General features: G+C 39.0%; 25 protein-coding genes. 7 read left to right on the top strand and 18 right to left on the bottom strand.

Going from position 1 to position 26,721, the window contains the following annotated elements:
- The first annotated feature begins 184 nt into the window (after positions 1 to 184).
- Complete coding sequence (locus HJP15_RS03115; RefSeq protein ID WP_054205562.1) at positions 185 to 2,164, top strand: methyl-accepting chemotaxis protein; 1,980 nt, start codon at positions 185 to 187, stop codon at positions 2,162 to 2,164.
- A 100-nt stretch (positions 2,165 to 2,264) separates the two neighbouring features.
- Here the strand turns inward: HJP15_RS03115 and pdxR are convergent, their stop codons facing one another.
- On the bottom strand, positions 2,265 to 3,731 hold the full coding sequence (gene pdxR, locus HJP15_RS03120; RefSeq protein ID WP_170173065.1) for a MocR-like pyridoxine biosynthesis transcription factor PdxR: 1,467 nt from the start codon (positions 3,729 to 3,731) through the stop codon (positions 2,265 to 2,267).
- A 149-nt stretch (positions 3,732 to 3,880) separates the two neighbouring features.
- On the opposite strand from pdxR, the gene HJP15_RS03125 reads away from it, so the two are divergent.
- On the top strand, positions 3,881 to 4,456 hold the full coding sequence (locus HJP15_RS03125) for a GNAT family N-acetyltransferase (RefSeq protein ID WP_170173066.1): 576 nt from the start codon (positions 3,881 to 3,883) through the stop codon (positions 4,454 to 4,456).
- A 1-nt stretch (position 4,457) separates the two neighbouring features.
- Positions 4,458 to 5,066, top strand: coding sequence for an FMN-binding negative transcriptional regulator (locus HJP15_RS03130; protein ID WP_170173067.1), 609 nt, complete (start codon positions 4,458 to 4,460; stop codon positions 5,064 to 5,066).
- 191 nt (positions 5,067 to 5,257) lie between these two features.
- On the opposite strand, the gene nqrM is transcribed toward HJP15_RS03130, so the two are convergent.
- From nqrM to HJP15_RS03185, 11 genes are all read right to left on the bottom strand, one after another.
- Positions 5,258 to 5,470 carry a (Na+)-NQR maturation NqrM gene (nqrM, locus tag HJP15_RS03135; RefSeq protein ID WP_054205558.1) on the bottom strand — a complete coding sequence of 71 codons (213 nt, stop codon included), beginning with the start codon at positions 5,468 to 5,470 and terminating at the stop codon, positions 5,258 to 5,260.
- Positions 5,471 to 5,552: 82 nt separating this feature from the next.
- Positions 5,553 to 6,581: an FAD:protein FMN transferase gene (locus tag HJP15_RS03140; protein WP_170173068.1), complete on the bottom strand. Its 1,029-nt coding sequence runs from the start codon at positions 6,579 to 6,581 to the stop codon at positions 5,553 to 5,555.
- Positions 6,582 to 6,683: 102 nt separating this feature from the next.
- A complete protein-coding gene (gene nqrF / locus HJP15_RS03145) occupies positions 6,684 to 7,913 on the bottom strand; it encodes an NADH:ubiquinone reductase (Na(+)-transporting) subunit F (RefSeq protein WP_054205556.1) in 1,230 nt (409 codons plus the stop codon).
- A 19-nt stretch (positions 7,914 to 7,932) separates the two neighbouring features.
- Positions 7,933 to 8,541, bottom strand: a complete 609-nt coding sequence (gene nqrE / locus HJP15_RS03150) for an NADH:ubiquinone reductase (Na(+)-transporting) subunit E (RefSeq protein WP_054205555.1) — start codon at positions 8,539 to 8,541, stop codon at positions 7,933 to 7,935.
- A gap of 10 nt (positions 8,542 to 8,551) precedes the next feature.
- Positions 8,552 to 9,184: an NADH:ubiquinone reductase (Na(+)-transporting) subunit D gene (locus HJP15_RS03155; protein WP_054205554.1), complete on the bottom strand. Its 633-nt coding sequence runs from the start codon at positions 9,182 to 9,184 to the stop codon at positions 8,552 to 8,554.
- Positions 9,184 to 9,933 (bottom strand): Na(+)-translocating NADH-quinone reductase subunit C, encoded by a 750-nt coding sequence (locus tag HJP15_RS03160; RefSeq protein WP_054205553.1) that lies wholly within the window; start codon positions 9,931 to 9,933, stop codon positions 9,184 to 9,186. The genes HJP15_RS03155 and HJP15_RS03160 overlap by 1 nt, the downstream gene beginning before the upstream one ends.
- Positions 9,926 to 11,128 (bottom strand): NADH:ubiquinone reductase (Na(+)-transporting) subunit B, encoded by a 1,203-nt coding sequence (locus HJP15_RS03165; protein WP_054205552.1) that lies wholly within the window; start codon positions 11,126 to 11,128, stop codon positions 9,926 to 9,928. The genes HJP15_RS03160 and HJP15_RS03165 overlap by 8 nt, the downstream gene beginning before the upstream one ends.
- Positions 11,129 to 11,131: 3 nt before the next feature.
- Complete coding sequence (locus tag HJP15_RS03170; protein ID WP_054453923.1) at positions 11,132 to 12,475, bottom strand: Na(+)-translocating NADH-quinone reductase subunit A; 1,344 nt, start codon at positions 12,473 to 12,475, stop codon at positions 11,132 to 11,134.
- A gap of 375 nt (positions 12,476 to 12,850) precedes the next feature.
- The gene (gene fabV, locus HJP15_RS03175) at positions 12,851 to 14,044 is read right to left on the bottom strand and encodes an enoyl-ACP reductase FabV (RefSeq protein WP_054205551.1); all 1,194 of its coding nucleotides are present in this window, start codon (positions 14,042 to 14,044) and stop codon (positions 12,851 to 12,853) included.
- Between the two features lie 100 nt (positions 14,045 to 14,144).
- Positions 14,145 to 14,456: a BolA family protein gene (locus tag HJP15_RS03180; RefSeq protein ID WP_054205550.1), complete on the bottom strand. Its 312-nt coding sequence runs from the start codon at positions 14,454 to 14,456 to the stop codon at positions 14,145 to 14,147.
- 59 nt (positions 14,457 to 14,515) lie between these two features.
- Complete coding sequence (locus tag HJP15_RS03185) at positions 14,516 to 15,115, bottom strand: alpha-ketoglutarate-dependent dioxygenase AlkB family protein (protein ID WP_170173069.1); 600 nt, start codon at positions 15,113 to 15,115, stop codon at positions 14,516 to 14,518.
- Positions 15,116 to 15,157: 42 nt separating this feature from the next.
- Between HJP15_RS03185 and HJP15_RS03190 the strand changes: the two genes are divergently transcribed.
- Genes HJP15_RS03190 through HJP15_RS03205 form a run of 4 tightly spaced genes read left to right on the top strand, consistent with a single transcriptional unit; the run spans position 15,158 to position 18,928 of the window.
- Entirely contained in the window at positions 15,158 to 16,306 is a 1,149-nt protein-coding gene (locus HJP15_RS03190; RefSeq protein ID WP_054205548.1) for a methyltransferase, read from the top strand.
- Between the two features lie 5 nt (positions 16,307 to 16,311).
- Positions 16,312 to 16,863: a YajG family lipoprotein gene (locus tag HJP15_RS03195; protein WP_212760619.1), complete on the top strand. Its 552-nt coding sequence runs from the start codon at positions 16,312 to 16,314 to the stop codon at positions 16,861 to 16,863.
- A gap of 2 nt (positions 16,864 to 16,865) precedes the next feature.
- On the top strand, positions 16,866 to 17,486 hold the full coding sequence (locus HJP15_RS03200; RefSeq protein WP_054205546.1) for a peptidylprolyl isomerase: 621 nt from the start codon (positions 16,866 to 16,868) through the stop codon (positions 17,484 to 17,486).
- Positions 17,487 to 17,536: 50 nt separating this feature from the next.
- Positions 17,537 to 18,928: an AmpG family muropeptide MFS transporter gene (locus tag HJP15_RS03205; RefSeq protein ID WP_169326471.1), complete on the top strand. Its 1,392-nt coding sequence runs from the start codon at positions 17,537 to 17,539 to the stop codon at positions 18,926 to 18,928.
- Between the two features lie 96 nt (positions 18,929 to 19,024).
- Here the strand turns inward: HJP15_RS03205 and HJP15_RS03210 are convergent, their stop codons facing one another.
- The 6 genes from HJP15_RS03210 to HJP15_RS03235 all read right to left on the bottom strand — a co-directional run bounded on the left by HJP15_RS03210 (position 19,025) and on the right by HJP15_RS03235 (position 26,720).
- Positions 19,025 to 19,270 (bottom strand): helix-turn-helix domain-containing protein, encoded by a 246-nt coding sequence (locus tag HJP15_RS03210; RefSeq protein WP_054205544.1) that lies wholly within the window; start codon positions 19,268 to 19,270, stop codon positions 19,025 to 19,027.
- Between the two features lie 1,455 nt (positions 19,271 to 20,725).
- Complete coding sequence (gene erpA / locus HJP15_RS03215; RefSeq protein WP_054205543.1) at positions 20,726 to 21,064, bottom strand: iron-sulfur cluster insertion protein ErpA; 339 nt, start codon at positions 21,062 to 21,064, stop codon at positions 20,726 to 20,728.
- A 249-nt stretch (positions 21,065 to 21,313) separates the two neighbouring features.
- On the bottom strand, positions 21,314 to 21,712 hold the full coding sequence (locus HJP15_RS03220; RefSeq protein ID WP_170173070.1) for a diacylglycerol kinase: 399 nt from the start codon (positions 21,710 to 21,712) through the stop codon (positions 21,314 to 21,316).
- Between the two features lie 29 nt (positions 21,713 to 21,741).
- The gene (locus HJP15_RS03225; protein WP_170173071.1) at positions 21,742 to 23,445 is read right to left on the bottom strand and encodes a ShlB/FhaC/HecB family hemolysin secretion/activation protein; all 1,704 of its coding nucleotides are present in this window, start codon (positions 23,443 to 23,445) and stop codon (positions 21,742 to 21,744) included.
- Positions 23,442 to 25,121, bottom strand: a complete 1,680-nt coding sequence (locus tag HJP15_RS03230; protein WP_170173072.1) for a phosphoethanolamine transferase — start codon at positions 25,119 to 25,121, stop codon at positions 23,442 to 23,444. The genes HJP15_RS03225 and HJP15_RS03230 overlap by 4 nt, the downstream gene beginning before the upstream one ends.
- Positions 25,122 to 25,427: 306 nt before the next feature.
- Complete coding sequence (locus HJP15_RS03235) at positions 25,428 to 26,720, bottom strand: ATP-binding protein (protein ID WP_170173073.1); 1,293 nt, start codon at positions 26,718 to 26,720, stop codon at positions 25,428 to 25,430.
- Position 26,721: the final 1 nt, after the last annotated feature.

The raw sequence follows: 26,721 nt of genomic DNA on the forward strand, positions 1-26,721 counted from the left end.
ATAAGCAAAAGCTTTTAAAGTAATTATACGACTTTAAAAGCCTCTGAAATTAAGACTATAAACATACAAATCAAACACTTAAAAAAACCATTAACGTTCATTTACAATAATAATGTACAGATTGTTATAAAAAGAGGGACAGTCGTGTAAATTCACGCGATGCTCATCGATAATCGGTACAACAATGGCTATTAAAACTAAATTATTATTTTCCTTTTTGCTTTTAGGTTTGCTCCCAGCAGGCATTGTATCGATATTATCTTTATATCTGTCTGCCCAAGCATTAGAAAAACAAACGTATAACCAACTTTCATCTATAAGTCATATCAAAAGCAATCAACTTCAAGATTATTTTAAAACCACAAAATCAGATCTGAATTTATTAACAACTAATTTTGAAAGCCTATCCAAGCATAATTCCAACTTATCACTATCAGAGCTTGCTGCATTAAATCATCCGTGGTTCGATGGGTTTATAACTGATAAAGGTTATTATGATTTATTTTTAATTAGCCCTACGGGCTTTATAGATTACACAGTAACAAAGGAGGCTGATTATTTAACTAGTCTTACAACTGGGCCATATAAAACTTCAGGCCTAGCAACACTTTTCAACAAAACTTTAAGAACTCGCTCATTTGAAATAATTGATTTTTCAAAATATGCACCGAGTAACGATGAGCCTGCGGCATTTATTGGTCAACCGGTTATAATTAATGGCGAAGTCGTTGCTGTTATTGCACTGCAACTATCCATTGACGCAATTAATAATATTATGCAAACACGTGATGGAATGGGGCAAACAGGCGAGTCATACTTAGTCGGTGACGATTTATTAATGCGTTCGGACTCTTACCTAGATCCAATAGGCCACTCTGTTGTTGCTAGCTTTGCCGGTAACGTAAAAAATAATGGCGTAGATACCGTTGCAGTTCATAATGCCCTTCAAGGCCATACAAACACGCAAATGATTATGGATTATAACGGTAACCCTGTTCTGTCCGCTTTTAAACCCTTTAAATTTGAGCGATTAAATTGGGTTCTACTTGCCGAAATAGATGAAGCTGAAGCATTCGCTCCTATTTATTCTTTATATTGGATAATAAGCATCATTGCCCTACTTTCCTTTGCTGTCGTAATTATTGCCGCACTGAGTATTACTCGCTCTATTATTAAACCCCTCGGTGGTGAGCCTGCACAAATGCAGATAATCAGTAAACGCATCGCAAGCGGTGATCTAAGTCAGGTGTTTGATTTAGATACTCCTAAGATTGGTGTATACGGTGCTATGGCGAAAATGAATACCTATTTGCACCAAACAATAAGCACAATATCCCAAGCAACTGACAGACTTGCATCCACCGCAGCGCAAACGAGTACTGCAAGTACTCAATCAAATGCAAGCTTACAAGAACAACATGCAAGCATTGAACATGTTGCCAATGCTATTTCACAAACAAACGCATCTATTGAAGAAGTATCTGAAAATGCTCGCGCTGTGGCTGATTTAAGTATTAAAGCTAAAGAAACAACATACTCTGCAGATGTTCATTTACAACAAACAATTGTAAAAATGAGTTCACTTGAGCATACAATAAATAATACGGAAGTAGTGATCAAACGCGTCGAGGATAACGCACAAACGATTAATAAAGTACTTGAGGTTATCCGTTCTGTCGCAGACCAAACAAACCTTTTAGCACTTAATGCAGCCATTGAAGCAGCTAGAGCAGGAGAGCATGGTCGAGGTTTTGCCGTTGTTGCTGATGAAGTTAGACAACTAGCTAAAAAAACACAGAATTCAACAGCCGATATAGAAAACATGATTGAATTACTGCAAGCAGGTACACAACAAGCCGTTGTTGAAATACATAAATCTATAGATGCCACAGAATCAACGATTACAACAGCAAATCACAGTGCTGAGTTATTAAAACAGAGTGTTGAACAAATAGACTATATAGCTCGTCGAGCTGAAATCATTGCAACAGCAGCGCATGAGCAAAGCAGTATGTCTGAAGAGATAACCCATAACATTGACTCGATAAAACAAGCTGCTATTGATAACGCGGTAGGAGCTGATCAAGTATCCGCTGCGAGTATAGAGCTGGATCAACTCAGCAAACAATTGCAAAAAATAACGCATGATTTTAAATTATCATAGCAACAAAAAATGACAGCTGTTATGCAACCTTAGTTGTAATCAAAGAGCTGCTGTTGCCTTAATGTAGAGCATTGACTACTGCCGGGACTGTTAAAACATCTTAGCGCTTATAGGTCTGTTGTATAATAAGTGATAGGCCTAGCTGCATACTTTCATTCGATTGCCCAGCAAAGCCAAGTCGAATATAGCTAAGGTTTGCAGGCTTTAAGCTACGTACTGAGTTGGTAAAATAAAATTCCCTTTCGGTTTGTATATATACGCATTGCTTTGCTAATTCAGTTTTTAAATCGCGTGTATTTTTATTAAAATTAACCCAAATAGCCATACCACCGTCTGGTTTTATGTACTCAATAGGATAACCTTGTGCTTGAAGCTGCATTAAGTAGCTATCCATCGCTTCATACCGTTGCTTATACAGTTTAGTCATGCGCTTTAAATGGCGCTCAAAGCCGCCCTCTTTCATCCAATTTGCTACTGCTAATTGCATAATTACATCGTTCTTATGATTCATCAGCTGCTTCCAGGCGGTTAATTGCGCTATCACTTCAGGGGCTGCGCAGATATAGCCAATACGCGCTGCTGAGAACATAATTTTTGAAAACGTCGATACGTAAATAATAATGCCGGCAGGGTCATCCGCAGCCATAGGTTGTAATGGCTGACAGCGATAGTGAAATTCATGGTCGTAATCATCTTCAATGATCATCACATTATGGGAATAACACAACTGATAAATCTGTAAGCGCCGTGTTGGCGATAAAGTCACTGTGGTCGGGTACTGATGCAACGGTGTTAAGTACAGCATCTTTATTGGGAATCGCATAAGCTGGGCTTTTAAATCATCGACACATAAGCCTTCATCGTCTTGCTTTATATCGACCAATTGCGCGCCACATGCAGCAAATGCCTTTCTTGCTGGTGGGTATCCTAGCGTTTCAACAGCAATATTATCGCCCTTTGCTATAAATGCTTTAGCGATTAAAAATAATGCCTCTTGTGAGCCATTACAGATCAGAATATCGTCCGTATCTAAGTTACGTGTTTTATGTAAATATTCTTTAATCTGTACTTTTAGTTCAGCGCAACCACTTACTTCTCCATAGTGTAATTTACTAATGTCGATATGATCACACACATGGCTAATTGCACGTTTAAACTCTTTTTGAGGGAAACTTGCTAAGTCAGGTAGCCCCCCTGCAAAATTATATTTATAAGCATTTAAATCCATACCAACGCTAGGCACTTCAAGTGTGTTAGCGAATTGATAAGGTGTAGGCTGCAAGGCGGGTGCAGTTTTTACGCCAATGCTGCTTTGAATAGGTAAACTATCTGTCACCCGATACCCTGAGCGCTCATTTGATATTAGCCACCCCTCAGCAACTAATAATTGAAGTGCATTCATAATCGTATGACGATTTAACTGGTATATATCCGCCATTTTTCGGACGGAGCTAAGCTTACTTGCAGGTGCAACATCCCCGTTAATAATTGCTGTTCGCAATCCCTGTGCTAATTGCAGATACTTAGCTTTGCCTGGAAAATCCAATTTAATATCAAGTGGCTGCATACTTTATTCCTTCCGCATAACTGTTCACATAATCCTTTCACGCTAAAACTGGTCTATCAAAAAACTAAAAACTGGTTGTTTTAACATGACCAAATAAGCGTACATTATTTGTTTTAAATAGTCTGCAATAACCAATAATAAGGCGCTTTATGCTTACTCAGCAAACACATCAAACTAATAAAGTTATTTTGGAACCGCTACGCGACATTCATTTAAAAGGTTTAAGCCTTGCAGGGCAAGATCCACAAGTATGGCGCTGGGTATTAATGAATTACACTCGAACGACAGAAACTCTATATAATTGGTTTATCAATACCGCACAGTTTAACCCTACAGAACAAGTAGTCTTTGCCATTATTGATAAAGCTTCAAAGCACGTTGTAGGCACTACACGCATATTCAGATTAGATAGTCAAAATGACAGTGCTGAAATTGGCCACACATTTATTAGTAAAAATTTTCAACGTAGTTACATAAACACCCACGCCAAATATTTGCTATTGCGTTACGCATTTGAAACTTTAGGGTTGGTACGTGTTGCGTTTAATACCCATGAAAAAAACATCACATCCCGTAACGCAATTGCTCGACTAGGTGCCCGCTTTGAAGGCATTAGCTATAAAGATAGGCGACTTACTGATGGCTCATACCGAAACACCGCCAAGTTCAGCATCATTGATGAGCAATGGGCCGCTATAAAATTACAACTAGAAGGTAAGTTATAATATGTACCCTGCTCCTCACTTTCAAGAACCTAATATCGAACAGTTACATGCTCTTGTTAATACTTACCCGTTAGCCAGCGTTTTAATGCCTAATAAGCAATGTAGCCTGAATGATATTTGCCACATACCATTATTATTTGATGCTCAACGCGATATATTTATTGGTCATGTTGCTAAATATAACCCTCTTTCACTGCTTGATGGTCAATCAGTAAATTTACTGTTTAGGGGTGATGACTGCTATTTATCCCCCTCCTATTCAAAGAATAAAACATTACCAAGCTGGTTATATTCCTCTGTTTTAGTCACAGCCAATGTACATATCATTCAGAAGTTTAGTCAAAAGGAGTCAATAATGGAACGGCTTACTACTCACTTTGAGCAAGAATTTACACCGAATGAAAACCCGATGTGGCAGCTTAATGATGTACCACAACAACACCGTAATATTATGTATCAAGAACTTAGTTTTCTTGAGTTTGAACCGACAAGCTGGAAAGGTAATTTTAAGCTAAGTCAAAATAAGGCTACGATAATTAGAGAAGAAATAAAAAATAACCTAATATTAATCAATAAAGTAAGTATTGCTAATTTGATAAAAACATATTGATACTCGCTTTAATCAGGTTTTAAAACGGTAAGTTGATGTACTCGTAGATACCCAAGTTACCTGAAGGTGCGAGTGTCATTGGACTTAAAAGTGATTTAGATATTGATTGAGGTATGATCGTTAAATGTGCAAGTAAAACAAAAAACGCCTTTTAAAGGCGTTTTTAAATCTGTAGTTTTATCTACCACAGCTTATAATATTTGGTTTTCTTTCCAAACTTGCTCTTTGGCCATCCGCTTTTTGCGCTTGTCGCATGGATCATCGCAATCACAGGCTTTATCAATGCCTACAGAGCCAAGACCGCCACAACTACTGGCCATAGATTTCTTTTGTACTACCATACCCACAGCCATCGCAGCGACGATTAAAAGTAGTAAACCAAAAGTAAGAAGAAAAAGTGACATTGCTTAGCCCCTATTGATCAGCAATAAAATAATACCCAACAAGTTGCTGGGCTGACTGTATTATAAACTGATTTAAACCGCGCTACAAATAGGGTTTAAATGCAGGGCTAGAATAAGTGACTAAGCCATCTTCTGATTTAGCAATCAGATAAACGGGTAAATCATGCTCCTGTGCATAAGCTTTTGCTTTTTCCATCCCCATTACAGTCAATGCTGTTGCAAGGCCATCTGCGGTCATTGCTGATGGGTGTAACACGGTCACAGAAACAAGATCATGACGACTTGGCATACCCGTTACTGGATCGATTAAATGGCTGTAAGTCACTCCCTCCATTTCGTAAAAAATACGATAGTCACCCGAGGTAGCAATACCATTATTACCTGGAGCCAAAACCTTATGTACTTTGCGAACACCGAGTTCGGTATCAGGCTGCTCAATAGCGATACGCCAATCTAGATCATTAGGCTTTTTACCTGAAACTCTAAGCTCACCGCCAATTTCAACCATGTAGTTCGTTAAGCCATGGCTCTCTAGTAACTCTGCTACCTTATCAATACCATAGCCTTTTGCCGTGGCAGAAAATGATAGCGCTAAGCCATCGATTGATTTAGCTAAACCTTGATCTGTTAATATCAACTTATCAACACCAATTTTAGCAATCATTGCTAACAGTGCTTCATTAGTTGGTCGCTTAGTGGGCTTTTTATCAGGGCCAAAACCCCATAAATCAATTAATGGTCCCATAGTCACATCAAGGGTTTTAGTTGATTTCCCTAAGCGAATTGATTCACTGACTACAGCTCTAAAGTCACTACTGATAGGCATTACTTCGCCTGCTGGTAAACGGTTAAATTGATTTATTTCAGAGTCTTTAATGTACGTAGACATGGATAAATTAATGTCTTTCAATAACTGTGTTACTTCAGGCAACAAGTTAAGCGAGGCTAGTTTTTCTTGCTCGGCAAATACTTTAATGTGATAAGTTGTGCCCATCGTTTTACCTTCAAGGTATAACTCTTGCGGCTCATTTTTACCACAACCAGATATGAGTAAAGTGAGAGCAAGAAAAAATATGGCAATTAATGCCTGCGGGTGAAAAACTCTATTCATAGCAGCCTACTCAGGTTAAATTTTAAATATAAAAAAGCCCCGTAGCATTAGTTACTACGAGGCTGATATTCTAACCAAAACTAAATTGTTTTGATATGGGTGTTAGCCACCGAAATCATCTAATAAGATATTTTCGTCTTCAACACCTAAGTCTTTCAACATAGTGATAACAGCAGCGTTCATCATTGGAGGACCACACATGTAGAACTCACAATCTTCCGGCGCTTCATGTTCTTTAAGATAGTTCTCAAATAACACGTTATGGATAAAGCCAGTATAGCCTTCCCAGTTATCTTCTGGTTGTGGATCTGAAAGCGCTGTATGCCATACAAAGTTAGGGTTTTCAGCGGCTAAGCCGTCAAAATCTTCAACGTAGAACATTTCACGTCTAGAACGTGCACCATACCAGAAACTCATCTTACGCTTAGAGTTCAAACGTTTAAGTTGGTCAAAGATATGTGAACGCATAGGCGCCATACCAGCACCACCACCAACAAAGACCATTTCAGCGTCAGTATCTTTTGCAAAGAACTCACCAAATGGGCCAGAGATAGTTACTTTATCACCTTCTTTAAGTGACCAAATGTACGATGACATTTTACCACAAGGTAAGCTTAAGTCTCTTGGAGGCGGCGCAGCGATACGCACGTTAAGCATGATGATGCCTTCTTCTTCTGGGTAGTTAGCCATTGAGTAAGCACGAATTGTTTCTTCGTCTACTTTAGACTCCAGCTTGAAGAAACCAAAATGGTTCCAATCGCCACGGTACTCTTCAGGTACATCGAAATCAGCATATTTAACGTGATGTGCAGGGGCTTCAATTTGAATATAACCACCGGCACGAAACGGTACTGACTCGCCATCAGGTATTTGTAGTTTAAGCTCTTTAATGAACGTTGCTTTGTTATCGTTAGAGATAACTTCACAATCCCATTTTTTAACACCGAAAATTGACTCTTCAAGTTCAATTTCCATGTCGTTTTTAACATTTACCTGACACGCTAAACGACAGCCTTCACGGGCTTCACCTTTAGAGATGTGATCAAGTTCAGTTGGTAAGATATCGCCGCCACCAGAGTGAATGTGTACACGACACTGACCACAAGAGCCACCGCCACCACATGCAGATGATACGAAAATACCTGACTCAGATAGTGCACCTAATAGCTTACTACCTGCTGATGTTGTAATGGCTTTCTCTGGATCGCCATTTACGCCGATGATGATGTCACCGCTTGCAACTAACTTAGATTTAGCACCAATGATGACTAAAACTAGCAGTACAACGATAGCGATGAAAACACCAACGCCTAAGAAAATCTCATAACTCATGATTTATCCTCGCTACCTATTAAAGTGAAATACCAGAGAATGACATAAAGCCAAGACCCATTAAACCAACAGTGATAAAGGTAATACCTAAACCACGTAGGCCGTCTGGCACGTCTGAATACTTCATTTTCTCACGGATACCAGCAAGTAAAGTAATTGCCAGCGCCCAACCCACACCAGAACCGATACCATAAACCACTGATTCAGTGAAGTTATAGTTACGTTCAACCATGAAAGATACTGCACCAAAGATTGCACAGTTAACTGTGATCAATGGTAGGAAGATACCTAACGCGTTATAAAGTGCTGGGAAGAACTTATCTAATGCCATTTCAAGAATTTGTACAAGTGCTGCAATAACACCGATGAATGTCAAGAAACGTAAGAAGCTAAGATCCGCTTCTGGGTAACCAAGCCACTCAAGTGCACCAGGTGCCAGAACTGCATGATAAACCAAGTTGTTAACTGGTACTGAGATACCCAGTACCACGATAACTGCTACACCTAGGCCGATAGACGTTGTTACTTTCTTTGATACTGCAAGGAAAGTACACATACCTAGGAAGAAGGCTAAAGCTAAGTTTTCAATGAAAACTGCTTTTACGAATAAACTTATATAATGTTCCACAGTCTGCCCCTTACCCTTTCGCTTCTACTTGGTCTTTCTTATAAGTACGAAGTACCCAAATGAATAAACCAATGATGAAGAATGCACTAGGCGGTAAAATCAATAGACCCATAGGTTGATACCAACCACCATCTTGTACAAGAGGGATGATTTCAGCACCAAACAATGTACCTTTACCAAATAGCTCACGAATAAAGCCAACTGTCAGTAGCACAACTGAGTAGCCTAAACCATTACCGATACCATCAAGGAACGACATAAGTGGCGGCGACTTCATCGCGTATGCTTCAGCACGACCCATTACGATACAGTTAGTAATGATTAGGCCAACGAATACAGATAGCTCTTTTGCCGTAGCATAAGAGAACGCTTGTAGTACTTGGTCAACAACAATTACCAATGACGCAATAATAGTCATTTGCACGATGATACGTACAGATGACGGGATCTGGTTACGGATCATTGAGATAAATAAACTTGAAAAAGCCGTTACCAAGGTCAATGCAATTGACATGATTAATGCATTTTTTAAGCTAGATGTTACCGCAAGCGCAGAACAAACACCGAGAACTTGGAGCGCAATCGGGTTATTAGCAAAGACCGGACCAAACAGAACCGATTTCATTTCTTTTGTATCAGCCATTATTTCAATGCTCCTTCACGTACTCTCGCTAGGAAAGGGCCAAAGCCGTTTTCACCAGTCCAGAAGTCAATTGCATGATCAACACCGTTTGAGGTTAAAGTTGCACCTGATAGACCATCAATTTGATGTTCATTTTTAGCACCGCTTTTTACTATATCAACGGGTAATGCTTTACCTTGAAATGAAGCAGTCCATTGTGGGTTTTGAATTTCCCCACCCAGGCCAGGTGTTTCATTATGCTTATAAAAGTTAATATCTTTAACTGTTTCGCCATCGCTTTCAAGTGCAACAAAGCCATACATAACACCCCAAAGACCATAGCCTTGGATAGGTAAAATGATTGCATCAGTTGAACCGTCAGCTTTTTTAGAAATGTAAACTGGTGACTCTGTAGTCATACGCTGAATGCCTGCGATATCTTTGATACCGTTTGCTTTTAGTGCAAAACTAATTTTTTGGTCAAATTTACTTTTCTCGAAATCAAAAGTATTTGGGTCAGTGTCAACAAACTCACCAGTTTTCATATTAACAACACGCGCTTCGATTTTTGCATTGAAAGTATCAGAGATATTTTCAACAGCATCGATACCCGCTGCTGCTAAGATATTCTTTTGAATATCCTGCGTTTTGTTAGCTTGCTGCAATGGGCGAAGCTGAACTGAAGCAAACGATACGATGATTGCACACACTAAACATAGTGCTACAACAACAGATAGCGTTTTGCCGATTGATTCGTTATTACTAGACATTACGTGCCAACCTCCGCTTGATATTAGCCTGCACTACGAAGTGATCGAATAATGGTGCAAATAAGTTAGCAAATAAGATTGCTAGCATCATACCCTCTGGGAATGCAGGGTTAATTACACGGATCATTACAACCATTACGCCAATTAGTGCACCATACGCAAATTTTGCTTTATCTGTAAATGCCGCTGACACTGGGTCTGTCGCCATAAAGAACATACCAAAAGCAAAACCACCAAGTACAAAGTGCCAATGCCAAGGCATTGCAAATACAGGGTTAGTGTCAGATCCAACTGCATTTAATAAGAATGCTGTTGCAACCATACCCAAGAATACACCTAGCACAATGCGCCAAGAAGCAATTCGAACGTAGATTAAGAACAAGCCACCAATCATCACTGCAAGGGTAGATGTTTCACCGACTGAACCTTGAATGAAACCGTAGAACGCATCCCACCAAAGAGCTATGTTGCTGTAATCAAGAGAACCAACAAACGCTTGACCTAGCATAGTTGCACCAGAGAACGAGTCTACTGCTGTCCATACTGTGTCACCTGAGATTTGTGCAGGGTATGCGAAGAATAAAAACGCACGGCCAGCTAATGCAGGATTTAAGAAGTTACGACCAGTACCACCAAAAATTTCTTTAGCGATTACTACACCGAATGTAATACCTAGTGCAACTTGCCACAAAGGAATGGTTGCAGGCAAGATAAGTGCAAATAAAACAGAGGTTACGAAGAAACCTTCGTTAACTTCATGCTTACGCACTGAAGCAAATATAACTTCCCAAAAACCACCTACAGCAAATGTTACTGCGTAAATAGGTAGGAAGAAACAGGCTCCGTAAAACATTTTAGCGCCCCAGCCGGAAGCAGCGGTTAATTCACCACCAAACATCTGGAACAGGCCAACTTGCCAAGTATTTGCTAGCTCAAAACCTTGTGCTAATGCACCTGCGGCCTGATGACCGATATTGAACATACCAAAAAACATTGCAGGGAACGTCGCCATCCACACTAAAATCATCATGCGTTTTAGGTCGATGTTGTCACGAACGTGTGTCGCGCCTTTATTTACGTAACCCGGGGTATAAAAAATAGTTGCAGCTGCTTCATACAGCGCATAGAATTTTTCATGTTTACCACCGGCTTCAAAATGCGGCTCGATATCTTCTAGAAATTTCTTTAAACCCATCTCTTAGCCTTCCTTCTCGATCGTAGTCAAGCAATCGCGTAGGATTGAACCATACTCGTATTTGCCTGGACAAACGAAGGTACATAACGCTAAATCTTCTTCATCAAGTTCAAGCGCACCCAAAGAAATTGCACCATCTAAATCACGTGCAATTAAATCACGTAATAATAGCGTAGGTAGAATATCTAAAGGCATAACTCGCTCATAGTTACCAAGTGGAACCATGGCGCGCTTTGAACCACCTGTTGACGTTGTCATTTTGAACAAACGACTCGGCGTAAGGTGTGATAAGAAAGTACGTGTCACAGAGAATTTATCACTACCTGGACGGATCCAGCCAAACAACTCTTTCTCACGACCTTCAAGTAATACAGATACTTGAACATGGTAGCGACCTAAGAATGCTTGCGGACCAGCAGAAGTAGCACCCGCTAATACCGAACCAGAAATAACACGGTTATCACCATCTTCTAATTCGCCAGCAACTAAATCATCTAATGCTGCACCCAATTGAGTTTTCACTAAACGTGGGTTTTTAACACGCGGACCAGCAAGCGAAACAACACGATCTGTGAAGATTTCACCAGTAAGGAATAAATTACCAAAGGCGATAACGTCTTGGTAACCAATATGCCAAACTTGTTTGCTAGCAGAAACAGCGTCTAAGTGATGGATATGTGTGCCAACAAGGCCAGCCGGATGTACGCCACCAAACTCATGTACTTCTACTTGAGGAATTGATGAACTAGGTACTTGGCTACCTGCTTGTTTACAAACAAATACTTTACCATCGGTCAAACGCGATACAACAGCTAAACCTGCTTCGAATGCTTGCACATGCTCAGCAATAATAACCGCAGGATCTGCAGCTAAAGGGTTAGTGTCTATTGCAGTAACAAAGATAGAGCTAGGATTTGCATCCACAGCGGCAACTTTGCTGAATGGGCGAGCACGTAGTGCTGTCCATTGACCAGACTGGATAAGTACTTCTTTGGCTTTTTCACGATCGAGGCTCGAAAGCTGCTCAGCCGAAAAAGAGTCAAAGGTGATTTGCTCACTGGCGTTTACTTCGATAACGACAGATTGCAGCACACGTTTTGCACCACGATTAATTTCTTTTACTGTACCAGAAGCTGGGGCAGTAAATAATACACCTGGGTTCTTTTTATCTTCAAAAAGTACCTGGCCTTTTTTAACTTGGTCATCCACACGAACATGCATGGTTGGACGCATACCAATAAACTCTTCACCTAGCACAGCTACACGTTTGACGGTAGAACCATCATGAATAACTTGCTGAGGTGCGCCCTCTATGGGTAAGTCCAGACCTTTTTTTATGTTGATCATACGCACTTGCACTACATTAACGGAAAGAAACTGAAAAATCGAACCAACCACGTCGCTTCTTTTAGTAATCTCAAGCTAAATTCAAGATAACAAAGAACCACCTGTCAAATTACAAGACAAGCAACGCAGTAAAAAACTTCTCACATATATTGCCCGAATTTTAACATCAATCAGGGTCACTATGCGAGTCTAAATATGAAATTTATACGACAGGAGCGCTTATTTAGCTCAATAGATGCATTTGAATAAAATTCAATATAGACCAAAGTGCTATTGCTTGCGAGGTAGGATGAAAATTAAACAGCAATTAATCAAAAATTAAAACTTAAAGACAAAAAAAGTCGCCTAAGCGACTTTTCTATTCATGATTATTGATCAATCTATCATGTTTGCGATTGGTGCTACTGAATCTACATCTTGTTCGTAATCAACTGTGTCGATACCAAAACCGAATAAACGTAAAAATTCATTGTGGTACCCCACGTAATCAGTTAATTCGTCAATTGTTTCTGTTGTTACGCAATCCCATACTGTTTGAATTCGGGCTTGAACATCATCTTCCAACTCTTTGTAGTTTTGGAATAAATGACCACCGTCATCAAAACGTGGTGACTCGCCATATAAATTTTCAGTGAACAATGCGTGAATTTGTTCAATCGTGCCTTCATATGTTCCATCCGCTTTCATTACTTTAAATAAAGCAGAGATATAAAGCGGCATAATAGGAATAGCAGAACTTGCTTGCGTTACTACCGCATTTAATGATGATACGTATGCTTCGCCATTTAATGCTTTGGTTGACTCTTTAATAGCAACTGTTGCGCGATCTAGATCTTCTTTCGCTTTACCAATTGTCGCATGACCATATATTGGCCACGTTAATTCTTTACCGATGTATGTATAAGCACTGGTTTTAAAGTTATCAGCTAAAACGTCAGCTTCTTTAAGTGCTTCTATCCACATTTCCCAATCTTCACCACCCATCACTTTAATCGTGTTGTCGATATCATCTTGATTTGCGGCCTCGACTGTAATGTCGTCAATTTCACGTTTTGATGTATTTAAGTTTTTGGTCGTAACTGCATTCCCAATTGGCTTAAGTGTTGAAGAATATACTTCACCTGTATTTGGATCTGTGCGACGAGGAGATGCAAGACTATAGATGATTAGATCAACTTTACCTAAATCAGCTTTAATTGTATCAATCGCTTTTTGTTTGATTTCGTTTGAAAACGCATCGCCATTAATATTTTTAGACCATAAGCCTTCAGCGTCAGCTGCGGCTTGAAATGCAGCGGTGTTATACCAACCAGCTGAACCTGTTTTACGCTCTGTGCCTTCTTTTTCGAAGAAGATACCTAATGTTTTAGCACCGCCACCAAATGCAGCAGTAATACGAGATGCAAGGCCATAGCCTGTTGACGCACCGATAACTAACACATTTTTAGGTGCATTTTTTAATGCGCCTTGCTGTTTTACATAGTTAATTTGTTCTTGTACGTGCTCTGCACAACCTACTGGGTGGGCGTTAGTACAGATGAAACCGCGAATTTTAGGCTTAATGACCATTGATCATCCTATATCTATCTCAATAAAAATTAGCGCTAGTTTAAAGGCTAATTGTAAAAATACAGGTCTGATCAGTAATAGTTACTCTCAGACCTGGCCGTTAATCTAATTTTGATCCACCTAAACAATTTGGCGAGTCAGCAACTTGGCCGTTATGTTCACTAAATTCTGTCGGTGTAAATGTATGAATTGCCAATGCGTGAATATGATTAGCCAACTCATCTTTTAAAATCTCATTAATTTGACGATGACGTTGCAGCAAACGCTTACCGCTAAACTCTTCACTGACTACTATAACTTTAAAATGAGAGTCAGTACCACGACTATGCATGTGGCTTTCGTTCACTACATTTAGATGCTTGCAAGCAATCGCATCTGCTAGTTTGGTTTCAATTTGCTGTTGCATTGACATAATTAGTCACTTAAAAACATGTTTATAGGTTCACTATAACAAGTAAGCCTATAAATTGGCTAGCTAGGCGTTGGTAAAATGTATCTAAAAGTCAAACTTATACGGGGGTGAGCTAAGGTTGTTTGTTTTGGTATGGCGTGTTGGTAATCACGCTGACTATCGCCATGCATTATTAAAGTACTGCCGCTGTGTAACTTTAAGTCAGTTACTTTATTTGTCGCTTTATGCTTAAGCTTTAGCACCCGCTCGGCGCCAAGTGAAACACAAACGATTGTTGGCTTTGGGCCTAGTTCAATTTCGTCATCACTGTGCCAGCCCATCGTATCGCAACCATCGCGGTAATAATTAACAAGTAATGAATTTAAAGGCTGCTTTAAATGACACTCTAAACGTTCTCGCATAGCTAATAAAATAACAGGCCAAGGCTCGATAATTAATTTACTGTGTGAGTACCCATATTCAATCTCATTATCACTGATAAAGCATTGTAAGCGCGGTATTGGGCCTGTTCGTCCATATACTGTTGTACTAGGTTGTTGCCAAGGTAAATTTTGCTGTAAATGATAGAATAAATTGAGACTTTTTTGCGCACTCAGCGTCATTCTTTGATAAGAAAAGCCATTTGGTAACTGTTGGGGGTTGGCGTTTGGCCGTTGCATGTTAGAATTTACCTATCATTTGATTACTGATCACTAACTATTATGACCACGCAAGCACAGTTCGGCGATAAAAAATTTACTCTTGAACGTTTTCCTCTCGATCAAAAAAATCGCAGCTTACAAGCTTGGGATTCTGCTGACGAGTACCTAATTGACTATGTTACGGAGCATTATCCTGATTGTCGATCTTTGCTGATCCTAAATGATAGCTTTGGCGCGTTATCTTGTTATTTTAGCAAACAACAGTTAACAGTTTGTTCAGTAAACGACTCTTATATTAGTCACCAAGCAGCGGCATATAATTTAGCAGAAAATAAAATTCCAAGCACAACATTTAGCCAACTAGATAGTTTATCTGCTTTGCCTGAACAAGTTGACTTAGTTATTTTAAAAGTGCCGCGCACATTAGCTTTTTTACAATACCAGCTATCAGAACTCAGTGAAGTGCTTGCACCAGGAACACCGGTTATTGGTGCAGCTAAAACGAAAGACGTACATAACTCGACCATTAAAGCATTTGAACAATTTATTGGTGAAACAAAAACCAGTTTAGCTGTGAAAAAATCACGTTTGGTAATTAGCCAAGCACAAGGCGGTTATAAGCCTGCAGACTTCCCTGTGAGCTGGCCTCTTGAGGGAACTGATTTTACCATTAGTAATCATGCGAATGTGTTCTCTCGTGACTCGCTGGATATTGGTGCAAGATTCTTTTTTGATTACTTACCGCAAACCAATAAAGCTAAACGTATTATTGATTTGGGCTGTGGTAACGGTGTTGTTGGTTTAATGACTTTATCACGCTGCCCTAATGCAGAAGTCACGTTTGTTGATGAGTCATATATGGCTGTTGAATCAGCACGTTTAACCGTTGAGCTAAATATGGAAAATAAGTTTGAACAATGTGCATTCATCGAAAACGATTGCTTAACTGGTTTTGAACGTGAAAGTGTTGATATCGTGCTATGTAATCCGCCTTTTCATCAAGCGCAAGCGGTTACCGATCACATCGCATGGCAAATGTTTAAACAAGCCAAGGATACGTTAAAAAATGGCGGTGAATTACGCATTATTGGTAATCGCCATTTAGACTATCACGATAAACTAAATCGCATGTTTGGTAATTGTCAGTTGCTCGGTTCAAATAAAAAGTTTGTCGTATTAAGTGCAACCAAAAATGATGGAATGTTATAAAAGTGATGAAATACATTTTGCCTTGCTGTGCTTTATTAGCACTGTCGGCCTGTAGTAGTCAACCTAACCAGATGATCTTAAACCCGGTCTATCAAGGGGGGAAATTAAGCTCAATAAATAATAGCGTGAGCACCAGTGTGATTGATTTACGTGGCGATCCAGCCACCTTAAAGTTAATCAAATCAGACAAAACTCAAACTATTGCCAGCCCAGGGCTGACTGCATCATTAAAAAGTGCCTTGGATAGCGCATTAAGTCGTAATGGTGCCAGCATTTCGAACCTTGCAACCACGCGTTTTGAAGTGGATATTCATACCCTGCAAGCCGTTGTGAGCGAAAAAATGGTTTCTCACACTAGCAATGCAAAAGTTGAATTAGGCGTGCGAGTTATTCGTAGCGATAGTAATTTTAGTAAAGTTTACCGCGGTACAGCCAATTTTGATGGCCCACTAAGTCACGACAGAGCTAAAGTTGAAGGTCAGCTCAATAAGTTGACTGTGCAGTTAATAACTCGCATGGTATCAGATCCTGAATTACTCGCATTTTTAGAAGGTTAAGTATGAAACGTCTATTTTTATTATGTGCATTATTAGTGTTTAGTCAAAACCCCATTGCTGCGACTGAGGGACGTTTTGTGCAAAAAGATAATATGTTTCCACGCGTGGAAATCACGACCACAATGGGAAAAGTAATTATTGAAATGGATCGCTCAAAAGCGCCAATTACAGTTAATAACTTTCTCACCTATGTAATGGACGGCAGCTATAAAGGCACTGTATTCCACCGAGTAGAACGTGACGTTGAAAACGAACGTGACTTTGTAATACAAGGCGGTGGCTACGATAAAGAGTACGATGGCGTTTATGAAGGTGAGCCAATTTTTAACGAAAGCGGTAACGGTTCAAAAAACGATATGTACAGCATTGCTATGGCTTATCAAGATCGTCAGCCACACTCAGGGACTCGTCAGTTCTTTTTCAATATGGATGATAATGATCATTTAAATCCTGGTAGAGAATGGGGTTTTTCAGTATTTGGCATGGTGATGGATGGATACGAAACACTCGATAAAATTATGCAAGTTGAAACCGGTTTTAATGAAAAAATTGGTTATGATTTTGTGCCTAAAGAACCCATTATTATTTTAAATATTGCCGTATTAGAGCCCACTCCTCTGTAATACTTAATCATGGGGCTCACAGCCCCTACAACTTTGCCAATGAAGGCGTTATGAAAAGCAACTTATCTATTTCTGAATATTTTTCTTACTTTAAAGACAAACGTCTGATCAACGTATTCATTTTTGGTATGAGTAGCGGCTTTCCATGGGTTCTCATCGGCTCTGTTATGTCAGCATGGCTCAAAGATGAGGGCCTTAGCAGAAGTATGATCGGTCTATTTGGTATAGTGTTTGGCGCATACAGTATTAACTTTTTATGGTCCCCTTTGGTCGATAGAGTCAAACTTCCTCTACTTTATAACTGGCTCGGTCAACGACGCAGTTGGATCTTATTTTGCCAGTGTTTTATTTTACTTGGCGTCATCTTGCTCGCGGGACTCGATATTACGGCGCATTTAGGTATCGCTGCAGCTTTATGTTTACTCATTGCCATTGCTTCTGCCACTCAAGATATCGCTATTGATGCTTTTCGTATAGATACCCTCGATGAAAACGAAAGCCATAAAGCAACTGCGGCTGCGGCTATGGCAACCTCAGGATGGTGGAGTGGTTATGCACTACTCGGTGCAATTCCATTTTATATGGCTGATATGCCAAATATTGGCTGGCCACAAGTCTATTACTTTTTAGCAGGGTTAATGTTGCTACTTATGAGTTGTGTTTTTTGGGCTAAAGAGCCGAAATCGAACCGCGAAGCAGTACACGCTGAGCTTGAACGCATTTATCAAGCAAAACTGGCATCCACTCACGACAACCATATGTCAAAAATATTTGCATGGTTGGCTGTCACTGTGATCGACCCATTTAAAACCTTCTTTGCACGCAATGGCGTAAAAACAGCGCTCGCCTTACTTGCTTTTATCTTCTTATTTAAAATTGGTGAAGCATTTTTAGCGCGTATGTCGATCGTGTTTTATAAAGAAGTTGGTTTTTCTAATACACAAATAGCAAACTACTCAAAATTAGGAACAGGCTTAATTACAATTGTTTTTGCGTTTTTAGGCAGTATTTTTAACCATAAATACGGGATCGTAAAAGGCTTATTTATTAGTGGTGTTGCAATGGCAGCGTCTAACCTCATGTTCTCATGGATCGCACTAGCAGGCCCACAAGAGCACTTATATGCGATGGCTATTATTGTTGATGGCTTCACTCAAGCATGGTCGCTAGTCGCTATGGTGGCGTTTATATCTATGCTATGCGATCGTGCATTTAGTGCCACTCACTATGCATTATTAGCATCATTGGGGAATTTAGGGCGCACCTTACTTTCAAGTTACAGTGGTGTAGTGATTGATGATTGGTTAGGTGGAAATTGGTCGTTATTCTTTATTCTAACGGCGTTGATGGTACTACCATCATTAATATTCTTATACCTAATAAGACATAAGCTCTATCAATTAGAAAACAGTTATCATAGTAAAAGCGGAACGAAAATTTAGATCTGGTGATAATTAAAATAACATGGGGCAAGGATTAAACAAATACTGTGCATCCTTGCACTTCTATTATAAACAGCTTAACAACGCGCTAAGCTTTTATAACTGATCTTCTTTTAGTAAACCTAACCCTTCATATGGGTCAACTTCTAACGCATCACAATAGCGCAAGAATTCAATTACATCTAAGCGACGCTCTTGATTTTCGATTTTACCAATAAATGAATGCGGAGTACCTAGTACTTGTGCCAGGCTACGCATAGTGTGACCTTTCTCATGGCGTTTGCTTTTTAGCCACTTAGTCAATCTTGAGTTTTCTTCTGAAGAAACTGTTTTACCCATCATAAAAAACATCTCCTACTAGATGATTTAAAATTAATTTAGTCTAAAAGTGAAATTTTGCCCGTCTCACTCTTGGATACATTATATACTATTCAGACTCATGTGAAATAACTAATTTCAAAAAAGAACCTTTTACAGGAACGAGTTATTACAAGAAATACATGAGTTGCAAAATGAGCAACAATAGACCTATTTAATGATTCGTTCCTCTTTAATGTAACAAATTATTTATATAATGAAACTATTTTTAGGATAATAAATTTAAACAATAAAAATCAACAACTTAAAATCAAACAAAAATACATATTTAACTCGGAGAACAAGAAATGTTTCGTTTACTGTTTTTATTACCTATTATCCTATGCGTTATTTGGTACTTTTTTCTTAACAAAAATGGTGTCCCAATCAAGCAGGGAAAAAAAGGGTTTATATACATATTAGTATTTTCGACCCTTGTATTAAGTTTCTTTATTTTAATGATACAAATCACTCACCATAAATAGTGAGTGACTTAGTCAATTTCCACTTAACTACACTCGCGTAACATTAAAAAGCAATGAGTAAAATAAGGGTTAAAACGGTGGCAAAGGTTAAATCCTGCACAGCCACTGCAGTGGCTCGTTGTATTGACTATTATGTTGAAGGAGTGCCAAAATCGATTGTTCTATTAAATAAATCAATATTGATCTGTAATACCTTTAGAGCGTGCTGACCTTTGTAGATTGAAATTCACTCAATCTAGGGGCGATTTAATCGCGGCGCGAGGTTTATAACCTAGCGGGCTCGATAACTGCTCCTGCGTTATTCTACTGGCTCACATCCATGTGAGAATAAGTAAAAATCGAGCAAAGCTTCCGCGCCTGCTCACGCCGCTTACCTACATTCATGTAGGTAACAAAGAGTCAATCGCCCTTAGGAAGAATCCTTTGGGCAGCGCATGTTTGGCATTTATACTGCTTCAAAATCAATCACGAAAGGTCAACACGTCCTAGCATTAAACCTAAAATAGTTGTAATTCCCGTTAGAAATATAGGGCATAGACCCTGCACCTCTATTCGTAAAGTAGCCTATTTAATGTCTAAACCTCGCCTGCGTAAGACATTATAAGTGACTATTAGTATCATATTGTTATTCACAACAATCTTCGCTAGTGTAATCACCTCAATCATTCAAAATGCTGCTGCACAATTTATCGAGTTCTGATTTGCCGTAAAATAACAGTGTTTTTATATTTTGAGCCACTAAGCTTTATAATTTACAACTTTATCAGCCTACGCAGACTATTTACTTTTGCCTGTGAGTCTTGCTACTGAGTAAATATTTTCAGCCCAGCGCTTCCTTTTAGGTGTAATAAAAAATCTAAGGCTTTACGATAATAACCTTTGCGTTTACCACTTTTTATAGATTTTAAGCAATAAAAAAGCCGCTATTAAGCGGCTTTCGTATACAAATAACGATTTAAACGCTGAAACTAGCGCCACACCCGCAGGTGGTTGTTGCATTTGGGTTAGAAACAAAAAAGCGTGCGCCTTCAAGTCCTTCAGTGTAATCAACTACACCATCAACCAAATACTGTATACTCATTGGATCAACCACTAAGGTGACGCCATTTTTTACGATCTCTAAATCGCCTGGGTTTGCTTTTTCATCAAAAGTAAAACCATACTGGAAACCAGAACAACCACCGCCGGTTACATAAACACGCAGTTTTAGTTCAGGGTTTTCTTCTTCATCAATTAACTGTTTAACACGAACCGCAGCTGCATCGCTAAACTTAATCGGTAATTCTTCTGACATACCAAGACCCTCAATTCCTACATTGATCGGATTATCTAATACCCGAGTGTTTTAATCAAGTATAGCGTTTATTTACTAAGCGCGAATACCTATAAATGATTAGGGCGTGTTAACCTTTGTGGATTGAAATTTCCAAACACACTGCTGTAAAATAAATCACGAAAGGTTAACACGCCCTAAAGTAACCGCCCATCGTTTTAAGTCAAAAATAGCACTGCTTGTGGTTTACTCTTTAAACACTGCTCATTATTAAAATGAATAACTGTAAATGGCATATCCCCACACCGCTGAGAATAAACCTAACGCGATAAAAACAGCAGCTGATCCCATGTCTTTGGCTCGACCAATCAATATATTGTGATCTAATGTTACTGCATCAGCCAGCGCCTCAAGAGCTGAGTTAATTATTTCGGCAAATAAAATAAATACCAAACTACTGATCAATAAAAATAAATGGCTAATAGATGATGACAACACAACAGCAAAAGGCAGCAATATTATACTCATAATAAGCTCCTGTCTAAATGCTGATTCGTGCTGCCATGCGGCTATCACGCCTTTATATGAGCAATGTGTCGCTTTGATGATTCGAATAAACCCTTTGCCGTTTGGTTTGTTCACACTATGTATCGTATTGACGTTTTTCATCACTTTTCCTTCTGTTAACTGAAATAAATTTAAAGGCTCTGCTTTACTTGCACGCGCCATTGCCAACTATCCACATTACGACCTGTTGTAAGTGGTTTTATAATATCCATATGGATCACGTTGCCTTCACTTGAATGTGATGAAAATAATCTTGCACCAATGCCAATGCTCTGCAGTGTTTCATCCGTACTGTTAGTCGCAAATGATTCACCCCATGCTTTACCGCTATCAGCAAATGCCGCCCAAGCAACATTGACTAATTGATACAACTCCCAATGAGGGTTGTAACGTAGCTCTGCGGTTGCTGACCATAGATTGTCACCATGTTGATATTGCTGTGCATATCCACGAACTCCAGTGTCTCCACCTAAAGTAAGCGGTTCATCGTAATATTGATTTTTTTCTGCTCGCCACTGCGCTTTAAAATAACCAGCCCAACGAGGGGTTAGATATTGATACACCTCTAATTCAGTAGCTAACGCCTGATGATTGGGTTGATCTTTGCGCCAATAAACTTTATTACTAGTAGAGAGCAGGATGAGCGTATTTTGCCATTGCACACCTTTTGACAGAATATTTTCAACGTGAATACCTTTGCTGTCGTCTGAATTTAATGAGCTAATATCCACTCCTATTTTGCTCATCAATTGCCAGCCCAAATTAATATCTTCGCGATGATCAATAAAACGAATATTAGAAAATGTCTGATAGTCTGCTTGGCTATACTCCATGCCTATCCAAGGAAAGGTAAAGCCTCTATCTGATGGTAGCTCAGTGAGTATTGTGCTGTTTAAATTTTCAAAATGATGTCGCTCTTTATTCATTCCAAAATGCATACGTACGGCGCTTAATTTATGCTGGGTAATTAAATGCCCATATGCCAGAGCAAACTGGTCAACATCATGAGAAAATTGCCATGCTAAAGTCCCGTTTTGATAAATGCTGTCGCGGCGATTCTCCTTGAATATCGATGCAGAATGTTGCTGCTTTGATGATTGCTGATAAAAAGGCTTTGAATAAGCTAAATAGGTCTTTTGTCCATCATCGTTATCAGCAAACTCAAATTCTAGAGTTGATTGCTTAGGAAAGTTAAGCGGCATGCTGAAAGTAACTTGATAGCCTGAACGCAAATGGTCTTTTTTATATTGTACGCCAGCATGAATACCTAGACCGAGAAAGTTATCTTCTTTAAAACCAAAGGCATATTTATTATTGCCTGCTCGTCGGCCAAAACTGATATACGGTACGAGTGACCAGGTATCCCATGTTTCAACTTTAAGTTCATTTTCTAGCGAGTCCTCACAACCTGCGACTAAGCTGACTCGGCTTTTACGTAAGAATGAATATTGGTTTAGAATACGTTCAGCCTCAACAAACTGCGCGCGAGAAATGACTTCAGCTTGTACAAAAGGAAGTAGTTTTTTCACAACGTGCTGCTGGGTATTAATATGTAACCAATTCGCTAAGCTATGTATATAAAAGCTATTGGATTGTGTTTCATCAAACAAAGGGTGACTAACAAAAGTAAGCTTATCAAGCGTAAATGGCTCTTCACTAGCGGCAAGTGCAGTACACTCAACCTCCTGACTACTTACCGTAATACTATTAATAAACAACACAATAAAGCTTAGTTTAATGCTTTTCTTAGTTAGTTTTTTTAAACAATTATTCAGCTCGCCCCCTAAATAAAATACACAGACCTGTAGCCGCAAAAACAAGCTTATAGTTTTCATTTATTGCCCCCTTCTGGCTTTAGATAAAAAAGAGGCGGGGTAACTTTAAACTCGTCAGCTATATTGACCTTTACTTCAAACAGCGAGAGGAGTGTATTGGCAATTGCATCATGTGAATGAGCGTGATCTTGGTGCACTTTTGTTTTTTCAATATCAATATAAGGCGCAGAAGACCAAGAAATTATTGGCACATGGGTTTGTGCATCAGGTGCAAATGCATAAGGCATACCATGCAAATAAAGCCCATTTTCACCAAGAGACTCGCCATGATCACTGACATACAACATCACGGTATTATATTGCGCAGCATTGGCTTGCAAAAGTTTGATTACTTCTGCCAAAAAATGGTCCGTATAACGAATGGCATTGTCATATGCATTAACTATTTCGTGTTTGCTACACTCTGATAGCTCTGCAGATTCGCAAGCAGGTGTGAAAAATTCAAAATCAGCTGGATAACGCTTAAAATAAGCAGGTCCGTGATTACCCATTTGATGTAAAACAATCAGTGTGTCTTGGGTTTGTTGGTCAATATATTGCTGTAAATTGACCAACATGCCAACATCGCGGCATTCCACATCACATAGTGTATTAACCTCTGAACGACGATAGCTTTGATACGCCAACCTATCAGCAACCCCCTTTGAGCTAGAATTATTGTCGCGCCAACTTACTCGTACTGAGCTTGCAGCGAGTACATCAAGGATATTTTGAGTGCTCTTAGCCTCACTCACAGTAAAATCATCGCGACCGAAGAATGAAAACATACAAGGCACAGACACAGCGGTTGATGTACCGCAAGAGCTCACTTGGCTAAAATTAATTAGCCCCACTTGCTTTGACATATTTGGCGTTGTGTCACGAGGATAGCCATTTAAAGTAAGGTGATCAGCTCGGACCGCCTCACCGACCACTAAAATCATTAATTTAGGCTTTAATGTACTGCTACTTTTGCTTATTTTCGTCGTGAGAGTTCTAAACTCTTTGGTGTTTACCGATACGATTTGTTCGGCTAAATAATCTAGTGCTGAATAAATTGGATATAAAGGATTAGTATAATAACGCAGCTCCTTATGTAGGCGAAAAAAGCTAGTATATTGAGCACTAAAAGGCGCGATAAGTATGGGGATCAACATCATAATCGCCGTAATACTCAAAACTTGCTGACGTAACCGCTGTTGCCAAGTAGTTCTTTTCACTTGAATTAACAACAATAGAGCTGCGGGTAAAATCGCCATAAAAATGATTCTACTGAACAACCCTAAATTAACTATTTCTTGTGCTTCAGCGAAATTCGTTTCAACAATATTTTGGATCATCGTTTTATCTATCAGCACCCCTAACACAACGCCATAATAATCAACCATTGCAGCAATCAATAGCATCACCAACACCACTATTTTGACTGGTAGCAAAATATTAAGAACAAACATAACGAAAATAATCAGACTAAAAAGCAGCAAGCTTAACGAGATAATAAAACTTAGATTTCCTTGCCAAGGATATAAAGCATCAAGCTTGTCAAAGAACACCGTATTCGCCATTAAAACGATAAATACACAGCTGACAAGCAATAAAATAAAAGGGGAAATAACAAGTCGTTTTTTAACCTCTTCGAGCCGTTCATTTAATAAGTAAAATTTTGATAATAAATAAGTAAATGTTTTTTTTTGCATGATTTTTATAGCCAATTCCATTGTAGGAAAATAGCTTAGCGTGATGAAAAAATGAGTGCTGTATGAAGATGTTGTAATGTGTACAGGTACACATTAAAAATTTATAAAATGTAGCTTTATGTAGGAATTTGTTGTGTTCAGCTCTTTTATTGAGGGATTTAACTTGATAACAACTTGTTTATATTCAATGCTCTAAAAAGCTATTTAAACCGCTAAACTTGTTAAAGGGAGTATTGGATATACAGTATCTGAGTAAGCACCCTAAACTTAGGTTAAGTACTTTATAACGATGAGTTTTTCGTCTAATTAGGCTGGTGTTCGGTTAAATACCACCGTAAACTTAGCTCCCCCTAATAGCTCTGACTGGCTAATAGATACTTTACCACCATGCCACGCAGCAACTCTCACAACGATTGCCAACCCCATACCATAACCTTGCTGTATAGCGTTACTTTCTCCTCGAGTAAAGGGCTTAAATACTTGTTCGCGCATTTCTTTTGAAATACCAGGGCCATCATCTGCAATACACATAACCACATTATTGCGTGTTTGCTGCGTTGTTATCTTTACTTGCTTAGTAGCATATTGCTGTGCATTTGACAGTAGATTATTAATTAGCATAGATAAGTAATTTTCATCACCATCGATGACTATTTTTTCCTTGGCTAATTCGGTTATATCCATTGCAACCGAGCAAACATCGCTTGAAGTGAGACTGCACACAACTGATTTTATCAAGGTATTTAAATTAAGCGGTAAACGTTTAACTTTAATCATTTTTTGCTCTAAGCTGGCGTAATTAAGTAAAACGGCAACGAGGTTTTCCATCTCTTGAATATCTCGACTCAAATGACGGACATACTTTTCTTTATTTTTTGGATTGTTTGTTTCACCCAAGGCTTCAATACCAAAACGCAATCGCGCTAGCGGGGTTCGTAAATCATGTGACACCGCATTACTTAATAATTTATTATCTTTAATCAACGTGTTTATCTGTTCAGCCATAAAGTTAAACTCATTTTCAATATCAACTATGTAAGATGAGTTTGAAACCCTAATACGAGCAGAGAAATCCCCTTCACCAAAGCGTTTTGCCGTGCTTCTAAGTAACTGTAACCGCTTAACTAAAGGGTAGAGCCAAATGAAGGCACACAGTAGAATCCCTGCATAAAATACGGTTGTTAAAATTATTTGTAGAGCAAGATTATCTTGTTGTTTGGCTTGTTGTGGGATACCCAGTGTCAATACTTGCTGCTGAGACTGTAATAGCTTATTCACGGTGATCAACTCAGCTGATTCAAGAACCAGTGGATCCCCCTGATTAAAACTTTCTCTTAAGCTAATTGGTAAAGGAAACTCAGTTAAAGGCGTTAACGTCAGTTGCAGTTGGTTTTGCTGTTGCCACATTGCTACAAATTGTACAACGTTGTCGGTTTTTTCAAGTGTATTCGCCAATGAGGTAATTATTTGCTTATAAGTGCTAAATTCATCCGTGTGCTTTTTATCTTGGTATTCATTAAAAAAACTATCTAAGCCCCAACCTAAAAAGATGATGGCGGTAAATATTGCGATAACCAATGAGAATGTTAATTTCTTCACA

The sequence above is a fragment of the Pseudoalteromonas sp. NEC-BIFX-2020_002 genome (genome assembly GCF_013002825.1).
GTDB classification, from domain to species: domain Bacteria; phylum Pseudomonadota; class Gammaproteobacteria; order Enterobacterales; family Alteromonadaceae; genus Pseudoalteromonas; species Pseudoalteromonas neustonica.

Excerpts from the sequence above, each read along its gene's own strand:
- HJP15_RS03115 (WP_054205562.1), top strand. The coding sequence starts at position 185 with ATGGCTATTAAAACTAAATTATTATTTTCCTTTTTGCTTTTAGGTTTG.
- pdxR (WP_170173065.1), bottom strand. The coding sequence starts at position 3,731 with ATGCAGCCACTTGATATTAAATTGGATTTTCCAGGCAAAGCTAAGTAT.
- HJP15_RS03125 (WP_170173066.1), top strand. The coding sequence starts at position 3,881 with ATGCTTACTCAGCAAACACATCAAACTAATAAAGTTATTTTGGAACCG.
- HJP15_RS03130 (WP_170173067.1), top strand. The coding sequence starts at position 4,458 with ATGTACCCTGCTCCTCACTTTCAAGAACCTAATATCGAACAGTTACAT.
- nqrM (WP_054205558.1), bottom strand. The coding sequence starts at position 5,470 with ATGTCACTTTTTCTTCTTACTTTTGGTTTACTACTTTTAATCGTCGCT.
- HJP15_RS03140 (WP_170173068.1), bottom strand. The coding sequence starts at position 6,581 with ATGAATAGAGTTTTTCACCCGCAGGCATTAATTGCCATATTTTTTCTT.
- nqrF (WP_054205556.1), bottom strand. The coding sequence starts at position 7,913 with ATGAGTTATGAGATTTTCTTAGGCGTTGGTGTTTTCATCGCTATCGTT.
- HJP15_RS03155 (WP_054205554.1), bottom strand. The coding sequence starts at position 9,184 with ATGGCTGATACAAAAGAAATGAAATCGGTTCTGTTTGGTCCGGTCTTT.
- HJP15_RS03160 (WP_054205553.1), bottom strand. The coding sequence starts at position 9,933 with ATGTCTAGTAATAACGAATCAATCGGCAAAACGCTATCTGTTGTTGTA.
- HJP15_RS03165 (WP_054205552.1), bottom strand. The coding sequence starts at position 11,128 with ATGGGTTTAAAGAAATTTCTAGAAGATATCGAGCCGCATTTTGAAGCC.
- HJP15_RS03170 (WP_054453923.1), bottom strand. The coding sequence starts at position 12,475 with ATGATCAACATAAAAAAAGGTCTGGACTTACCCATAGAGGGCGCACCT.
- fabV (WP_054205551.1), bottom strand. The coding sequence starts at position 14,044 with ATGGTCATTAAGCCTAAAATTCGCGGTTTCATCTGTACTAACGCCCAC.
- HJP15_RS03180 (WP_054205550.1), bottom strand. The coding sequence starts at position 14,456 with ATGTCAATGCAACAGCAAATTGAAACCAAACTAGCAGATGCGATTGCT.
- HJP15_RS03185 (WP_170173069.1), bottom strand. The coding sequence starts at position 15,115 with ATGCAACGGCCAAACGCCAACCCCCAACAGTTACCAAATGGCTTTTCT.
- HJP15_RS03190 (WP_054205548.1), top strand. The coding sequence starts at position 15,158 with ATGACCACGCAAGCACAGTTCGGCGATAAAAAATTTACTCTTGAACGT.
- HJP15_RS03195 (WP_212760619.1), top strand. The coding sequence starts at position 16,312 with ATGAAATACATTTTGCCTTGCTGTGCTTTATTAGCACTGTCGGCCTGT.
- HJP15_RS03200 (WP_054205546.1), top strand. The coding sequence starts at position 16,866 with ATGAAACGTCTATTTTTATTATGTGCATTATTAGTGTTTAGTCAAAAC.
- HJP15_RS03205 (WP_169326471.1), top strand. The coding sequence starts at position 17,537 with ATGAAAAGCAACTTATCTATTTCTGAATATTTTTCTTACTTTAAAGAC.
- HJP15_RS03210 (WP_054205544.1), bottom strand. The coding sequence starts at position 19,270 with ATGATGGGTAAAACAGTTTCTTCAGAAGAAAACTCAAGATTGACTAAG.
- erpA (WP_054205543.1), bottom strand. The coding sequence starts at position 21,064 with ATGTCAGAAGAATTACCGATTAAGTTTAGCGATGCAGCTGCGGTTCGT.
- HJP15_RS03220 (WP_170173070.1), bottom strand. The coding sequence starts at position 21,712 with ATGAAAAACGTCAATACGATACATAGTGTGAACAAACCAAACGGCAAA.
- HJP15_RS03225 (WP_170173071.1), bottom strand. The coding sequence starts at position 23,445 with ATGAAAACTATAAGCTTGTTTTTGCGGCTACAGGTCTGTGTATTTTAT.
- HJP15_RS03230 (WP_170173072.1), bottom strand. The coding sequence starts at position 25,121 with ATGCAAAAAAAAACATTTACTTATTTATTATCAAAATTTTACTTATTA.